This is a genomic window from Ruegeria sp. MALMAid1280, assembly GCF_049195285.1.
GTDB lineage: Bacteria > Pseudomonadota > Alphaproteobacteria > Rhodobacterales > Rhodobacteraceae > Ruegeria.
Window position 1 is genome coordinate 83428 of sequence record NZ_JBMIRT010000035.1, and the last position, 14782, is coordinate 98209.

The following is a 14782-nucleotide window of genomic DNA, read 5'->3' on the forward strand; positions in this document are numbered from 1 at the left end:
CGGGCGTTCGTTGCCTCTTCGACAGGCAGACAGGTCGGATGCGTCCAGCATTGCGGCCATCTCGATCGAGGTGTGGATCGGTACCTATCTCAAGCAGGGGGTAAACGGGTTTTTCGCTGATTACGCCCTGTCTGAATTCACTCCAGCAAAGATCACAAACCTGATTTGTGATCCGGATGAGTTCATTCTGGTGTCCGACAACGAGGAGGGGATCGACGGGCTCATTCGAGTCTCTCCGGCCCGAAATGCCCCTGTATCCGGGTGGTCGGGAATGGAGATCTCGACCTTCTACGTTCAGCCGCGCCATCACGGCAAAGGCATTGGCAAACGCCTTTTGGCTGCGGCCCTTGAATTCTGCAAAGGGCAAGGTGAGGACGCCGTCTGGCTTGCGACAAACGCCGAGAACACCCCGGCTATCGCATTCTATCATGCGCAAGGGTTTGAGCACATTGGTGAGACCCACTTCCGGATCGATGGTAATGAGTATTTGAACAACGTGTATGCGTTACGTCTTGCCTGATTGCGCGGTGGTTCTTTCCCTCGCTGGAATAGCGGTTAAAGTGACTTTCTGGCCTGAACTTGGGATACCGGTGAATGATCGAAATCCGCGACCTGCAATTGCTCAGCGCTTTGGCGCGGCATCAGCATTTTGCCAAGGCGGCCGAGGAATGCGGGATTTCGCAGCCTGCGTTCTCGATGCGCATCCGCAATCTTGAGGATCGGCTGGGTGTTTCGATCGTCCGACGTGCCAACCGGTTTCAGGGCCTGACAGAAGAGGGCGAGATGATCGTCCAGCGGGCGCGGCGTATCCTTGACGACACCAAAGCGCTTGAGCAGCAGGTTCTGGCCGCCAAGGGTGAAATCACCGGTACGCTGATTCTGGGCGTGATCCCAACGGCGATTGCCTTCACTGGCCGTCTGACCAAACGTCTGCGGCAGGCGCACCCCCGCATCATCACCCGGATCGAAACCATGTCGGCCACCGCGATTCAGCATCGGTTGGATGAGGGCAGCCTGGATGCGGGCATCACCTATGGTGACAGTATTGGCACCGATCTGCGGCAGGTGCAGCCTTTATATGAAGAGACATATGTGCTGCTGGTCCCGTCGCATATGACGAGCGAGAAAGGCCCGATCCCCTGGGCGCGGGTGGCCGAGTTCCCGCTCAGCCTGTTGGAGCCACAGATGCAGAACCGGCGCATTCTGGACCGGATATTTGCCGAACAGGGGCTGCACCCGCAGGTTGTTGCAGAGACCAGCGGCTTTACCGCCTCGATGGTCATGGCGCGCGAGGGGTTAGCGGCCACCGTGGTCCCGCGCGTGTTGATCCGCGCGCTGGGTGATCTGAAGGGCACGAAAGTGCTGCCTCTGGTCGATCCCATTGTCAGCAAACCGATTTGTCTGGCGACTTTGTCCCGTGACCCGGAATTGCCCACGGTCGAGGCATTGCGGGCTGTGGTGACGTCTTTGCGGTGATAAGCTGTCGTTATCGTGCGATTGCGATAAGCGATTTGACGATATGTTATTCTGATGAGACACGGAACCTCAATCGGAGGGCATCATGGCACCATTAGATACCAAGCCATCAGGCGCACCCAAGGGCGTCTGGAAGTCAGGTAAAGGCAAGGGGCGGCACACGCCCAAGGGCCGTCAGTTCACGGATGAGGCGCAGGCTGAGATTCATCGCCTGCTGGGCGACCGCCCGCGCCGCCGCGACCTGCTGATCGAATTCCTGCATTTGATTCAAGACGAACACGGCCATATCAGCGCCGACCACATCGCCGCGCTGGCGGTTGAGATGCGGATCGGTCAGGCCGAGATCTATGAGACCGCGACCTTCTACGCCCATTTCGATGTGGTGAAAGAAGGCGAGACGCCTCCTCCGGCATTGACCATCCGGGTTTGTGATTCCCTGTCCTGCGAAATGGCTGGTGCCGAGCAGCTGCAAAAAGCGCTGGAAGATGGTCTGGACCCGGCTGAGGTTCGCGTGGTTCGCGCGCCCTGCATGGGCCGCTGTGATACCGCCCCGGTGCTTGAGATCGGTCACAACCATATCGACCTTGCGACCCCCGAAAAGGTGCAGGCTGCAATTGCTGCCGATGACACCCATGCTCATTTGCCCGACTACGAAGTCTTTGCGGCCTATGAAGCAAATGGCGGTTACGCCAAGCTGAAAGAGCTGCGCGACAGCGGCGATTGGGAAAAGGTGCAGGAAGACATCCTGTCCTCGGGCCTGCGCGGTCTGGGCGGCGCTGGCTTCCCGTCCGGCAAGAAATGGGGCTTTGTGCGGATGAACGAAGGCCCGCGCTATCTGGCCGTGAACGGCGATGAGGGCGAGCCGGGTACATTCAAGGATCGCTACTATCTGGAACGCACGCCGCATGTTTTCCTTGAGGGCATGCTGATCGCCGCTTGGGCGGTCGAGGCCGAGACTTGCTTTATCTACATGCGTGACGAATATCCGGCAGTGCTGGAAATCCTGCGCCGTGAGATTGCCGCGCTGGAACAGGCCGGGATTGTTGAGCCGGGTTACATCGACCTGCGCCGGGGGGCTGGTGCCTATATCTGCGGCGAAGAATCCGCGATGATCGAGTCGATTGAGGGCAAGAAGGGTCTGCCGCGTCACCGTCCTCCGTTCGTGGCGCAGGTCGGGGTCTTTAACCGTCCGACCTTGGTACACAATGTCGAGACGCTGTATTGGGTCACTAAGGTTTGCCGCGAGGGGCCTGAGTGCCTTAACAGCACCGAAAAGAATGGCCGTAAGGGCCTGCGCAGCTATTCGGTCTCGGGCCGGGTGGCGAAGCCGGGCGTCTATCTGCTGCCTGCCGGGTCGACCATTCTGGACGTGATCGAAGCGGCTGGAGGTATGGCTGAAGGCCAGACCTTCAAGGCGTATCAGCCGGGTGGCCCGTCCTCGGGTCTGCTGCCCGCGTCGATGGAAGACATCCCGCTGGATTTCGACACGCTGCAACCGCATGGCACCTTCATCGGCTCCGCCGCCGTTGTGGTTCTGTCCGATCAGGACACTGCCCGCGATGCGGCGCTGAACATGCTGCGGTTCTTCGAAGACGAAAGCTGCGGCCAGTGTACGCCCTGCCGGGCAGGCTGCGAAAAGGCGGTCAAGCTGATGCAGGCCGACAAGTGGGATCAGGATCTGCTGGAAGATCTGTGTCAGGTCATGGGCGATGCCTCGATCTGCGGTCTGGGGCAGGCGGCCCCGAACCCGATCCGTCTGGTCATGAAACATTTCGCTGACGAAATCTGAGGGAGACAGAGCCATGCTTGATGCAAGCCCGAACAAGACCGTCACCTTCAACCTGAACGGCGAAGATGTCACCGTGCCCGAGGGCTGGACCATCTGGGAAGCCGCCAAGGGGCAGGGGTTCACCATTCCGCACCTGTGCCACAAGCCGCAGCCGGGTTACCGCCCGGACGGCAACTGCCGCGCCTGTATGGTCGAGGTGGAAGGCGAACGCACACTGGTCGCCTCGTGCATCCGTCCCGCAGCGGACGGTATGGTGGTAAAAACTGACTCGGATCGCGCCGAGAAGTCGCGCACCATGGTCATGGAGCTGTTGGTCGCCGACCAGCCCGAAGAAGCACATGACACCTCAAGCCATTTCTGGGACATGGCCAAGCTGAACGATGTCAGCGACAGCCGCTTCCCGGCGAAAGAGGCCGAGAAGATCCCACTGCTGGATGACAGCCACGTTGCGATGCGCGTCAATCTGGACGCTTGCATCAACTGCAACCTCTGCGTTCGTGCATGCCGCGACGTGCAGGTGAACGACGTGATCGGCATGGCCGGACGCGGCCACACCGCGCAGGTGGTGTTCGACCAGAACGACCCGATGGGTGATTCAACCTGTGTCGCCTGTGGTGAATGTGTGCAGGCCTGCCCGACCGGCGCCCTGATGCCTGCAACCGTGCTGGACGACAAACAGCAGGGCGACAGCAAGGACTACGATACTGAGACCGAAAGCGTCTGCCCGTTCTGTGGCGTGGGCTGTAAGGTCTCGCTGAAGGTCAAGGACGGTAAGGTCAAGTATGTCGAGGGCATCAACGGGCCCGCAAACGAAGGCCGCCTGTGCGTCAAGGGCCGCTTCGGCTTTGACTACATCCACCACCCACACCGTCTGACCAAGCCGCTGATCCGCCGTGAAGACGCACCTGCCAAAGGTCTGAACGTCGATCCGGGCAACCTGTCGACTCATTTCCGCGAAGCAACGTGGGAAGAGGCGATGGACCTTGCGGCCTCCAAACTGGTGGCCCTGCGCGACCAAGATCCGCGCAGCGTTGCGGGCTTTGGCTCGGCCAAGTGCACCAACGAAGAAGCGTACCTGTTCCAGAAGTTCATCCGTCAGGGCTTCAAGCACAACAATGTCGACCACTGCACCCGTCTGTGCCACGCGTCGTCCGTTGCGGCGCTGATCGAGAACGTCGGATCGGGCGCTGTGACCGCGACATTCAACGAAATCGAAAACGCGGATGTGGCGATCATCATCGGCTCGAACCCGATCGAGAACCACCCGGTCGCGGCGACCTACTTCAAACAGTTCGCCAAGCGCGGCGGCAAGCTGATCGTGATGGACCCGCGCGGCGTCGGTATGCGCAAGTTTGCTGACGAAATGCTGCAGTTCCGCCCCGGTGCCGATGTCTCGATGCTCAACGCGATCATGAACGTGATCGTCGAGGAAGAGCTGTATGACAGCCAGTACATCCACCGCTGGACCGAGAACTGGGAGGCAGAGAAAGAGCACCTGCGCCAGTTCACGCCCGAGGCAATGTCGCCGATCTGTGGCATTGAACCCGATCAGCTGCGCCGAGTGGCCCGCACCTTTGCACAGGCCAAGGCTGGTCTGATTTTCTGGGGTATGGGCGTCAGCCAGCACATCCACGGCACCGACAACTCGCGCTGTCTGATCTCGCTGGCTCTGATGACCGGCAACGTTGGTAAACCCGGCGCGGGTCTGCACCCGCTGCGCGGTCAGAACAACGTGCAGGGTGCCTCGGACGCGGGCCTGATCCCGATGTTTCTGCCGGATTACCAGACGGTCACCGATGACGGCATTCGCGCCAAGTTCAACAACGTCTGGAATTCAGATGACTTCTCGAACGAGAAGGGTCTGACCGTCACCGAGATCATCGATCAAGCTTATGCGGGCAACATCAAGGGCATGTATATTCAGGGTGAAAACCCGGCCATGTCCGACCCGGATGTGAACCACGCGCGTGATGCGCTGGCCAAGCTGGACCTGATGATCGTGCAGGATATCTTCCTGACCGAAACGGCGAACTATGCCGACATCATCCTGCCCGCCTCGGCGCTGTATGAAAAGAACGGCACGGTGTCGAACACCAACCGTCAGGTGCAGCGCGTGCGCCCCGCAGTGACCCCTCCGGGTGAGGCGCGCGAGGATTGGAAGATCACCGTCGAACTGGCGCAGCGCATTGGGCTGAACTGGGATTACTCCGATGTGTCCCAGGTCTTTGCCGAGATGAAGCTGACGATGAACTCGCTTAACAACATCACGTGGGAGCGTCTGGAGACCGAGACCATCACCTATCCTTCACTGTCCGAGACCGATCCGGGGCAGGCGATTGTGTTCGGTGATGGCTTCCCGCGTGCGGATGGGCGGGCGCGCTTTACTCCGGCCAGTGTCATCCCGCCGGATGAGGCACCGGATGACGAATATCCGATGATCGCCACGACGGGGCGTCAGCTGGAACATTGGCACACCGGGTCGATGACCCGCCGGTCCAACGTTCTGGACGCGGTTGAGCCCGAGGCGAACTGTTCGCTGAACCCCCGTACGCTCAAGCTGATGGGGATCGAACCGGGCGAGATGATCCGTCTGACCACCCGTCGCGGCTCGATCGAGATCATGGCGCGCGCCGACCGGGCGATTGCCGAGGATATGGTGTTTATTCCGTTTGCCTATGTCGAGGCGGCGGCGAACATCCTGACCAACTCGGCCATCGACCCCTATGGCAAAATCCCCGAGTTCAAGTTCTCGGCGATCCGGGTCGAAAAGATCGAAGACGCCATCGCGGCGGAATAAGACCAGCACTCACAAAGTTAAAATAGGCGGCCCTCTGGGTCGCCTTTTTTCTTTCCTTGACAGAGTGTTGCTTGCGGCCAAACCTGTCATCACCTTGGTGATGGAGGAGCATATGGCCCGCCGTTTTGTCGATCTGTCTGTGCCGCTGGAGACCGGGATCGTATCTGACCCGCCGATCATGCTGCCTGAGATTGAGTACATGACCCATGACCAAACCGCAGAACAGGTGATGGCGTTCTTTCCCGGTCTTCAGAAAGACGACCTGCCGGGCGGTGAGGGCTGGGCCATCGAACGGTTGCAGATCGCCACCCATAACGGCACCCATCTGGATGCGCCGTATCACCATCACTCGACTATGAATAACGGCGAACGGGCGATCACCATCGACGAGGTGCCGCTGGAATGGTGCATGAATCCCGGTGTGAAACTGGATTTCCGCCATTTCGACGATGGTTATGTGGCCACGGCGGCCGATGTCCAGGCCGAACTGAAGCGGATCGGCCACGACTTGCGGCCTCTGGATATTGTGGTTGTGAATACTTCGGCGGGCACGCGATACGGCCAGCCGGACTATCTGATGAAAGGCTGTGGTATAGGGCGCGAGGCGACCTTGTACCTGACCGAACGCGGTGTGCGGGTAACCGGCACAGATGCCTGGAGCTGGGACGCGCCCTTTCCCCTGACCGCACAGGAATATGCCGAAACCAAGGATGCCTCAATCATCTGGGAGGGGCACCGCGCCTCGATAGAGATCGGTTATTGCCATATCGAAAAGCTGACCAACCTCGAAAACCTCCCGCCCACCGGATTCGAAATCTCGTGCTTTCCGTTCAAGATCAAAGGGGCGTCGGCAGGTTTTGTGCGGGCTGTTGCGATTTTTGAGGGGGACGGCGATGACTAGACCTCTCAGTGGACATGACGGCCCTTATGATGCACCGGTCGAAATCCAGGGGTTCTCGGTTCTGCCGGAATGGATCGACTATAATGGCCACATGAACGTGGGCTTTTATGGCGTGGCCTTCGACATGGCGCTGGAAAAGCTGATGATCGATCACCTCGGGCTGGGTGAGGTTCAGGTCAAGGCGCTGGGGCAGGGGCCGTATGTCCTGCAATCCCACATGAATTTCCTGCGCGAGGTTCAACCGGATGAATCGTTCTATTTCCGCTTTCGGATGTTGGATTCCGATCAAAAACGCGGGCACTACTTTGCGCAGATGCTGTCAGAAAAAGACAACGCCATCTGCGCCACGCAGGAAGCGCTGTTCATGAACGTCAGCCATACCACCGGGCGGTCAGAGCCCTATCCGGATTGGGCGGTCGCGCGGCTGGCCCGCATGGTCGGCGATCACGCCGGGCTAGAGGCCGCACCGCAGGTCGGGCAGGCGATCGGCATCCGGCGGACATAGCGCCCTTAGTAATCCCGTTCGAAAAACAGGCCCAGCCCGGTTTCGCCGCGCCCGTCGACGGTGCCGCGTACGGTGAAACTGTCGGTGACGTCCAGATTCAGGTTCACCTCAGTGTCGCCCTCGGTGTTGACGGTGAAATCGGTATAGAGATTGTCACTCAGATAAGCCCCGGCCCCCAGACGGCCCGCGCCGCCGTCGGTCGCACCGATATCCACCGTGTCAACGCCGGTCGAGTCGCGTAGCCCTTTGGTCGTATCGCCCCCCGCGCCGCTGAGCTGCGCCAGAGACGCGGCCATCTGGGCAATGATAAACGGCGACAGTTCCGAGAAACGGTTGCCGAACAGCAGCATCGCCAGCGCCTCTTCCGCCGGGCGTTGGGGATCGGAATAGACGTCAACCTCGGGCGCATCCAGCGGACCGGCGATTTCGATCGTCGCGGTACCCTCGGAGGTACTGGTGGACGAGGCGAACTCGATATACGGCGTCAGGTCCCCCTGCAGAGTCACAATGCCTTTGGTCAGGGCCAGCCTACGGCCCAGAATGTCGAAATTGCCCCGGATCAACTCAATCTGGCCGGAGGGGATGACCGACGCCGTCGTGCCGCCGATGAACAGGTTCCCACCCAGTTCGGCATTGACGCCCCGGCCGCGCACAAAGACCGACTTGGGCGCCCGCAGGCTGACATCCAGCGCGATGCGGGAGTCGCTTTTCGAGGCCCCTTCCTCGACGATCAGCCGCGCCCGTTCGCGGGTGATGTAACTGGCCCGGCTTTCGTTGATATGTTCGATCTCGGGGATCGGCGCAGCCCCCACGGCTCCGGCTGCAGCGGCGAGGTTGATGTTGGTCTCTTCAAACGTAATCTGCCCGGAAATGGCGCTGTTGCCGGCCAACGCTCCGGTCATGGCGATCTCACCATCCAGCGTGGTTTCATAAAGCAGCTTGTCGGTCAGCACGAGCTGGTTGAGCCTGGCGACAATGTTGGCGTTCAGCGGCGGCGTCAGGTCCAGCGGGCCTGAGATAGTGAAGTTGCCTCCGGCCCGCATCCCGCCATTCAACGAGATATTGGCCCGGCTTTGCGCCAGTTCGACCGAGCCGCTGATGCCGGTGACCGTCTGCCCGATTTCAGGGATCGCCAGCGACGTCCCCGAAGTGGTGATCGAACCGCTCAACGAGCTGAGCGCGGGCTTGCCTTTCAGGCGCAGATTGTGCCGGGCGGTTCCGTCGATCTTGTTGGGTGAGATAAACAGGTTGATGACGCCAAGATTGACACCACCCTGTGCCCTCAGATCGGCCTCGCCGCTGGTTTCATCGAAAGTGCCCGCGATCGTGCTGTTGATTTCTGCGGGACCGTTGGCGGAGCCATCGATGGTCCAGACGCCGTTGTTGCGTTTCGCATTACCGGTCGCCGCGACAGTGCCGGGAAACTCGGGTGCGAAACGTTCGATCTTGTTCAGCTTGGCGTCGAAATCCAAATCGGCTGTGCCATCCGTGTCCACGGTTCCGGTCAGTGCGGCGTAAGAACTGTCCGGCCCGCTTAACCGCATGGTGCCTTCAAGCCCGGATCTGATCGGGGCGACGTTGCCGTCCAGCGTCAGTGGCCCGGACATTGTGGTCAGGATACGGGACAGATCGTCAAGCTGTGCGGTAAAGCTCAGCCCGCCGGCGTCGCGGTCCAGCTGGCCCGATGCGGTGGCGGACAAAGCGGTGCCCTGCAGGCGGAAGGTGCGGATATCGACTCCTTCCTCGCCCTTTTCGGCATCGACATTCAGGGTCGTGCGGCCCTGGATCAGCTTGTCGACCAGTTCGATGCCGGTTTGCAGGTCGTCCGCATTCACATTGCCCTGAATGTTGAAAACCTTGCTGGCCAGGGTAGCGTTGCCCTCAAGATTGGCCGAGATCGACCCGGCCAGATCGCGTTGGGCCAACCCTGAAAACAGTGACAGATCGGGGGCCTTCACCTGCGCCGTGCCGTCCACCGACAGATCGCCGGTGGGGTCGTCGACCGTTGCGGCGACCTGCGCGGTCAGGGCAGTGCCATTCACTGTCGCCTCTCGGATTTCGATCCGGTCTGTTGTCCGGGCGCCGTCCCAGGTGATCGCGGTTTTGCCGGTCAGCAAGGGGTCAAGGTCAGACATGCCGGTCTTGATATCCTGTCCGCTCACGCTGGCCGTGCCATCGAATTCCAGCGTCTGCACCGTGCCCTTGCCATCGAATTCGGCCTGTAAGGCTCCACCCAATTCGCGTTTGGCCAGACCGGAGAAGACTGAAAGGTCAGTTGCATTCACGCGGGCTTGCCCGTCGATGGTCAGGTTGCCGTCGGGTGTCGTGACCTCACCGCTGGCCTGCGCCTGCGCGGCCTCGCTGTTCAGGTCGAATTCGCGGATGGTGATGCCGTCGCTGCCACGGCTGGCATCCAGCGTGATCGTGGTCTCGCCCTTGATGACCGGGTCGATATCGTCGCGTCCGGTGACCAGATCGCGGCCCTCGACCACCACCTTGCCGTCAAAGCTGCGTTCCAGCGGCGAGCCCTTGCCTTCGACCCGCACCGAAGCCTCGCCGCCCAGATCAAGCTGTGCGAGGTCCGAAAACCGCGACAGGTCCGATGCGTCGAGCGTGGCCGAGCCATCTACCGTCAACCCGCTGGTCAGCCCGTCGATCAGCGCATCCAGCGCCAGCGTATAGTCGGTTCCGACCAGTTCGAACCCCGAAAGATTCAGGGACTGATCGCTGCCATAGTCGAACTGGCCGTCCAGCGTGATGCGCTCGCCCAAAGCGGTGTTCAGCGCCTGATCGTTCAGGTCGATCCCGTCGACGATGGCCTGCAGATCACCGGTGACGGTGAATGCTTCGCCCTGTTCCAAAACGCCTTGTGCGGTGATACGGGCGTTGTCCAGTTTCGTCTGCGGTGACTGAAACGCGTCTGCGGTCAGGCTCAGATCCCACAGGTTGCCGTTTTTCTGATCGAACAGGGCGGAAATCTGTGCCGCCTCGATCGATGTGGTGCCGCCTGCAACCGGCAGCACCACGGAATTGCCGTCCGGCGGCGTGATCCGTCCCTGCAAGGCCGCAAGCTGCAGGGTGCCGCCTTCGGCCAGCTGCAACTCACCCTTCAGGTTCAGCGCCTGGGTTGTGAGTTCCAGATCAGAGATATCCAGCGCGCCTTGGGGTTTGGTCTGACCGTCCACGAAAAGCCGTGTCCTGGGGCCAAAGAAGGGGTCCAGATCCTCGGCCATGAAGGGGGTCAGGTCGCCGCCCAGATCGGCGGTAAAGGCAATCCCGTCTGCCGCGCCGGTTTCCGCGGCGCGCAGTTCGACCTGTCCTGTCACCTGCGGCTGCTTGTCACTGCTCAGGGCGATGTCGGCGGTGAAATCGGTCAGGGGGCCCGCGCCTTTGGCGGTAAAGCCAATCGGAGGGCTGTCCGGGATATTCAGCGCGGTTGAAATCAGGCCGCCCTCGGCCTCATTCACGTCCAGATCCAGATTGATTTCGCGCGACGCGTTCTGGAACCCGGCGGTCAGCTTGATCCTGTCCCCGGCGCGGTCCAGCCGGGTGATGTCCAGGTTGGTGTCCAGCGCACCATCGGCCAGCGACAGGTTGCCAGTGACGGACAATGCGGCGGAGACCCCGATCAGGGGCTCGCCCAGCAACAACTCATCCACCCGGATCTCGCCAATCTCGACAGAAACCGGCAGTTCCGGCAGCTGAAAGGGTTTGGTCTCGGCCGAGGGGGGCGGGGTGTCCTTGGTGGTCGTTCCGGGCGCGCGGGTGATGTCGATCTCTTGCGCTGTCAGGGCATTGACGGAAAACCGGCCGCGGATAAGGGCCAGCCGGTTCCAGTCCAGTTCGGCATCCTTGATGGTCAGCCAGACACCTTCATCGTCCGAGACGGTGATCTCTTGAATCGTGGCGCGCGCGCTCAGCGCGCCCTGCAGGCCCTTGACGGTGACGTTCTGATCGTCGCCCGACAGTGTGTCCTGCAGGAACCGTTCCAGCATACTGCCGCCGCCCTCATCCTCCTGCGCGATCACAGGCGGGGCGGTCACGATCAGGACCGTGGTCACAACAGGATATGCGCAGCGCCGTATCAAAATGCCTGTCCGATCCCGATATAGAATTGCAGACCGCTGCCCGTATCGCCCTGCATGGGCAAGGCCAGATCCAGGCGCAGTGGGCCGAACCCGCCCAGATCATACCGGACGCCCAGTCCGGCGCCCGAATGGTACTCGGCGCCGCTGCCGATAAAAGATGACGTGTCTACGGTACCGAAATCGTAAAACCCGACAAGCGATATCGCGTCGGTGATCTTTCCGCGAACCTCACCGGACAGCCCGACGAAGGATTTGCCCCCGGCCACGCCACCGTTGACCGGGATACCCAGGCTTTCAAAGGGTTGCCCGCGCACGGTTCCCGCACCGCCCGAGAAAAACAGGAAATCCGGTGTCACATTGCTGGGCGAAGGCCCGATCACCGAGCCGATCTGAGCGCGGCCAGCCAGAACAATCCGCCCACCCGTTCTCAGGCTGGTATAGGCGCGCGCGTCGCCGAAAAGCCGAATGCCGGTGTCTGTGCCCGACAAGCCGACGAACGGCATGGCTTGCGCGTCCAGATAGAACCCACGGGTGGCGCTGACCTTGCTGTCACGCTCATCCCATTCTGACCGAAGCGGTATGATGAAATATCGAAACTTGCGGCCGCTGCCATAGGCGTCATCCGCATCCGACCACTGGAAACCGGCCGAGGCCTCGGCATAGAGCCGGTCGGAAAAGGTGCGCCGCGCACCATAGGCCAGCGACGCGACCGAGACGTTGTAGTTCTCGGTATTGCGCCGCTCCAGCAGGGCGCTCCAGAAGGTATTGTCATCCGGGCCCAGCCGGTCGGGCTGATCCAGACGCAGGCCGATCCGGCCGTCCAGGTCCTCGGACCCGCCGATATTGCGCAGCGCTGCTTCGAACCGCAGCCGTTCGGCGCGGCGGAACACATTGCGGTGGGTCCAGGTTGCGGTCACATCCAGCCCTGCGTTCGAGGCCAACTCGACCCCGAAGGTCAGGCGGCGCTTGGGCATGTCTTCGAACGTGGCGTCGAAATCCAGAGTGCCGTCGGGGTTGGGGGTTTTGTGCTCTTCGATCGACACGACGCTGAATGTGCCGGTTCGGCGCAACCGCGTGCCGACCCTCTGGATTTTCGCCGGCGAATACACTTCGCCCGATGGGAACCCGGCGATTTTTTCAATCGACCGGTAACGCACATCCGTGTCGCCCTTGATGATCATCTTGCCAAAGACCAGACGCGGGCCGGGTTCAAGATCGATCTCGGCGTCCAGCCGTTTCTGCGTATGGCGGGCGATGACCTTTTGGCCTTCGACCTCGGCCTTGGCGTGTCCGGTGTCGCGCCAACCCTGTACCCCGGCCGAGGCTGCCTGCTGAATGGCTCCGGTCGTGGCCAGCTTGCGGGGGGCGAACTCTTCGGGCAGGACGGTGCCCGGTGCGACCGGTTCAACGACGGCGGTGCCGAACTTGAAGGTCGGGCCGGTATTCACCGTGATGACGGCACGGTTGATCGCATTGGGCACGGAAAGCGAACTCATGTCCGCTGCTTCCTGCCCGTCCAGCTTGATGCTGACGACCGGGCTGAAATAGCCCTCGTCATACAGAATCTGAACGATGGTGCGGTAATCGGATAACGCGGCGGACAGGATTTCCAGCGGTGTGTCCAGCCCCCTGTCCTCGGCGGTCGCGACCGAGGACGTCTCCTTGAGGCGTTCGATCAGCGCTTTCGGAGCACCGGGTGCGGACAGCGTCGTTTCAAGCGCGGCCAGAGACGAAGGCAGGGCGGTGATTACGCCAAGAAGGCAATATTTCACAAAGCCCTTTGGCCTGCTTCCCTGCATCGAATGGCTCCAACTGCCCCAAGTCGAAATCAATTTCGCCGTTTTATGCAATGCGACGGCTCATTGCATTCATGTTAGAGCATCAGTTTCCACGCAGGGAAAGAACTTATCGAAAACAACGCCGAATTTCCGGCCCTGTTGTGGTCAGGACCCGGCGTTGCGGAACCAGCGAATGATCGCTTCGCGGTCTTCGGGTTCCATATAGGTCACGTTGGCGGGCGGCATGGCGTGGCTGATGCCCGCCTGCAGGTAGATTTGTCTGGCGTTGCGGGCAATATCGCCTTCGGTTTCCAGCAGGACCCCTTTGGGGGCCCACTGAATACCCTCCCACACCGGTTCGCGGGCATGGCACATGGAACAGCGGCCCAGCACGACGTCATGCGCGTCTTCAAACCCGTCTGCGGCTGCGAATTTCTGTTCATAGGGCGTCAGCGGTTGTGCCTCGGCCTCTTCCAGCGGCTTGTACATCGGCGCGGTGGACAGCCACATGATGGCGATGAACAGGATGGTGGTGACGGCCCAGGTCCAGGTCGGGTTCCCGGCGCGAGCGTGGCGGGTGTTGAAGTAGTGCCGGATGGTGACGCCCATCAGGAACACCAGCGCCGCGATGATCCAGTTGTATTCGGTCGCAAAAGCCAGCGGGTAGTGGTTCGACAGCATCAGGAACACGACTGGCAACGTCAGGTAGTTGTTGTGAGTCGACCGCAGCTTGGCGATCTTGCCGTATTTCGGGTCCGGAGTGCGGCCGTTTTTCAGGTCATCCACCACGATCCGTTGATTCGGCATGATGATGAAGAACACGTTGGCGGTCATGATCGTGGCGGTGAAGGCCCCCAGATGCAGCATCATCGCACGGCCTGTGAAGATCTGGTTATAGCCCCAGCCCATCGCCACCAGCAGAATAAACAGCAGCACCATCAGCAGGGTCGGGCGCTCTCCCAGACCGGATTTGCACAGGAAATCATAGATCAGCCAGCCTACGGTCAGCGAGGCGGCCGAGATCAGAATCCCCTGCCAAAGCGCCAGATCGGCCTTTTCCGCGTCGATCAGATACAGCTCTCCTCCGACCCAATAGACGATCATCAGCAGCGCGGCACCGCTCAGCCAGGTGGCATAGCTTTCCCATTTGAACCAGGTCAGGTGGTCCGGCATTCGTTCGGGCGCGACCAGGTATTTCTGGATGTGATAGAAGCCGCCGCCATGGACCTGCCATTCCTCGCCATCCGCCGGGCCGGGGATGTTGCGGTTCAGGCCAAGGTCCAGCGCGATGAAGTAGAAAGACGATCCGATCCAGGCGATCGCGGTGATGACGTGCAGCCAGCGCACGGCAAAACCCATCCAATCCCAGAACACGGCGAATTCGAACATGAGAGGTCTCTCCGGTAAGTTACCGCCACACTAGGCAAACGGGCTTTTCTTCGGTATTC

The 14782-nt window shown here is 60.9% G+C and carries 9 protein-coding genes; 6 read left to right on the forward strand and 3 right to left on the reverse strand.

From position 1 onward, the window contains the following. Positions 1 to 10 precede the first annotated feature (10 nt). The 6 genes from ACOQFT_RS02605 (at position 11) to ACOQFT_RS02630 (ending at position 7468) form a co-directional block, all read left to right on the forward strand. Entirely contained in the window at positions 11 to 520 is a 510-nt protein-coding gene (locus ACOQFT_RS02605; RefSeq protein ID WP_421596505.1) for a GNAT family N-acetyltransferase, read from the forward strand. Positions 521 to 594: 74 nt separating this feature from the next. Continuing rightward, positions 595 to 1476: a LysR family transcriptional regulator gene (locus ACOQFT_RS02610; RefSeq protein WP_421596506.1), complete on the forward strand. Its 882-nt coding sequence runs from the start codon at positions 595 to 597 to the stop codon at positions 1474 to 1476. A gap of 85 nt (positions 1477 to 1561) precedes the next feature. Continuing rightward, positions 1562 to 3265: an NAD(P)H-dependent oxidoreductase subunit E gene (locus tag ACOQFT_RS02615; RefSeq protein WP_421596507.1), complete on the forward strand. Its 1704-nt coding sequence runs from the start codon at positions 1562 to 1564 to the stop codon at positions 3263 to 3265. Between the two features lie 13 nt (positions 3266 to 3278). Then, on the forward strand, positions 3279 to 6062 hold the full coding sequence (fdhF, locus tag ACOQFT_RS02620; RefSeq protein WP_421596508.1) for a formate dehydrogenase subunit alpha: 2784 nt from the start codon (positions 3279 to 3281) through the stop codon (positions 6060 to 6062). Positions 6063 to 6174: 112 nt separating this feature from the next. Then, on the forward strand, positions 6175 to 6963 hold the full coding sequence (locus ACOQFT_RS02625) for a cyclase family protein (protein WP_421596509.1): 789 nt from the start codon (positions 6175 to 6177) through the stop codon (positions 6961 to 6963). Further along, entirely contained in the window at positions 6956 to 7468 is a 513-nt protein-coding gene (locus ACOQFT_RS02630; protein WP_421596510.1) for a thioesterase family protein, read from the forward strand. The genes ACOQFT_RS02625 and ACOQFT_RS02630 overlap by 8 nt, the downstream gene beginning before the upstream one ends. 5 nt (positions 7469 to 7473) lie before the next feature. Here the strand turns inward: ACOQFT_RS02630 and ACOQFT_RS02635 are convergent, their stop codons facing one another. The 3 genes from ACOQFT_RS02635 to ACOQFT_RS02645 form a co-directional block, all read right to left on the reverse strand. After that, positions 7474 to 11511, reverse strand: coding sequence for a translocation/assembly module TamB domain-containing protein (locus tag ACOQFT_RS02635; RefSeq protein WP_421596511.1), 4038 nt, complete (start codon positions 11509 to 11511; stop codon positions 7474 to 7476). Positions 11512 to 11552: 41 nt separating this feature from the next. Continuing rightward, positions 11553 to 13355 (reverse strand): autotransporter assembly complex protein TamA, encoded by a 1803-nt coding sequence (locus ACOQFT_RS02640; RefSeq protein WP_421596512.1) that lies wholly within the window; start codon positions 13353 to 13355, stop codon positions 11553 to 11555. 144 nt (positions 13356 to 13499) lie between these two features. After that, positions 13500 to 14723 (reverse strand): urate hydroxylase PuuD, encoded by a 1224-nt coding sequence (locus ACOQFT_RS02645; protein WP_421596513.1) that lies wholly within the window; start codon positions 14721 to 14723, stop codon positions 13500 to 13502. Positions 14724 to 14782: the final 59 nt, after the last annotated feature.

What these genes read in the sequence shown, in the direction of transcription:
- ACOQFT_RS02610 (WP_421596506.1), top strand. Translation starts at nt 595, where the DNA reads ATGATCGAAATCCGCGACCTGCAATTGCTCAGCGCTTTGGCGCGGCAT.
- ACOQFT_RS02615 (WP_421596507.1), top strand. Translation starts at nt 1,562, where the DNA reads ATGGCACCATTAGATACCAAGCCATCAGGCGCACCCAAGGGCGTCTGG.
- fdhF (WP_421596508.1), top strand. Translation starts at nt 3,279, where the DNA reads ATGCTTGATGCAAGCCCGAACAAGACCGTCACCTTCAACCTGAACGGC.
- ACOQFT_RS02625 (WP_421596509.1), top strand. Translation starts at nt 6,175, where the DNA reads ATGGCCCGCCGTTTTGTCGATCTGTCTGTGCCGCTGGAGACCGGGATC.
- ACOQFT_RS02630 (WP_421596510.1), top strand. Translation starts at nt 6,956, where the DNA reads ATGACTAGACCTCTCAGTGGACATGACGGCCCTTATGATGCACCGGTC.
- ACOQFT_RS02640 (WP_421596512.1), bottom strand. Translation starts at nt 13,355, where the DNA reads ATGCAGGGAAGCAGGCCAAAGGGCTTTGTGAAATATTGCCTTCTTGGC.
- ACOQFT_RS02645 (WP_421596513.1), bottom strand. Translation starts at nt 14,723, where the DNA reads ATGTTCGAATTCGCCGTGTTCTGGGATTGGATGGGTTTTGCCGTGCGC.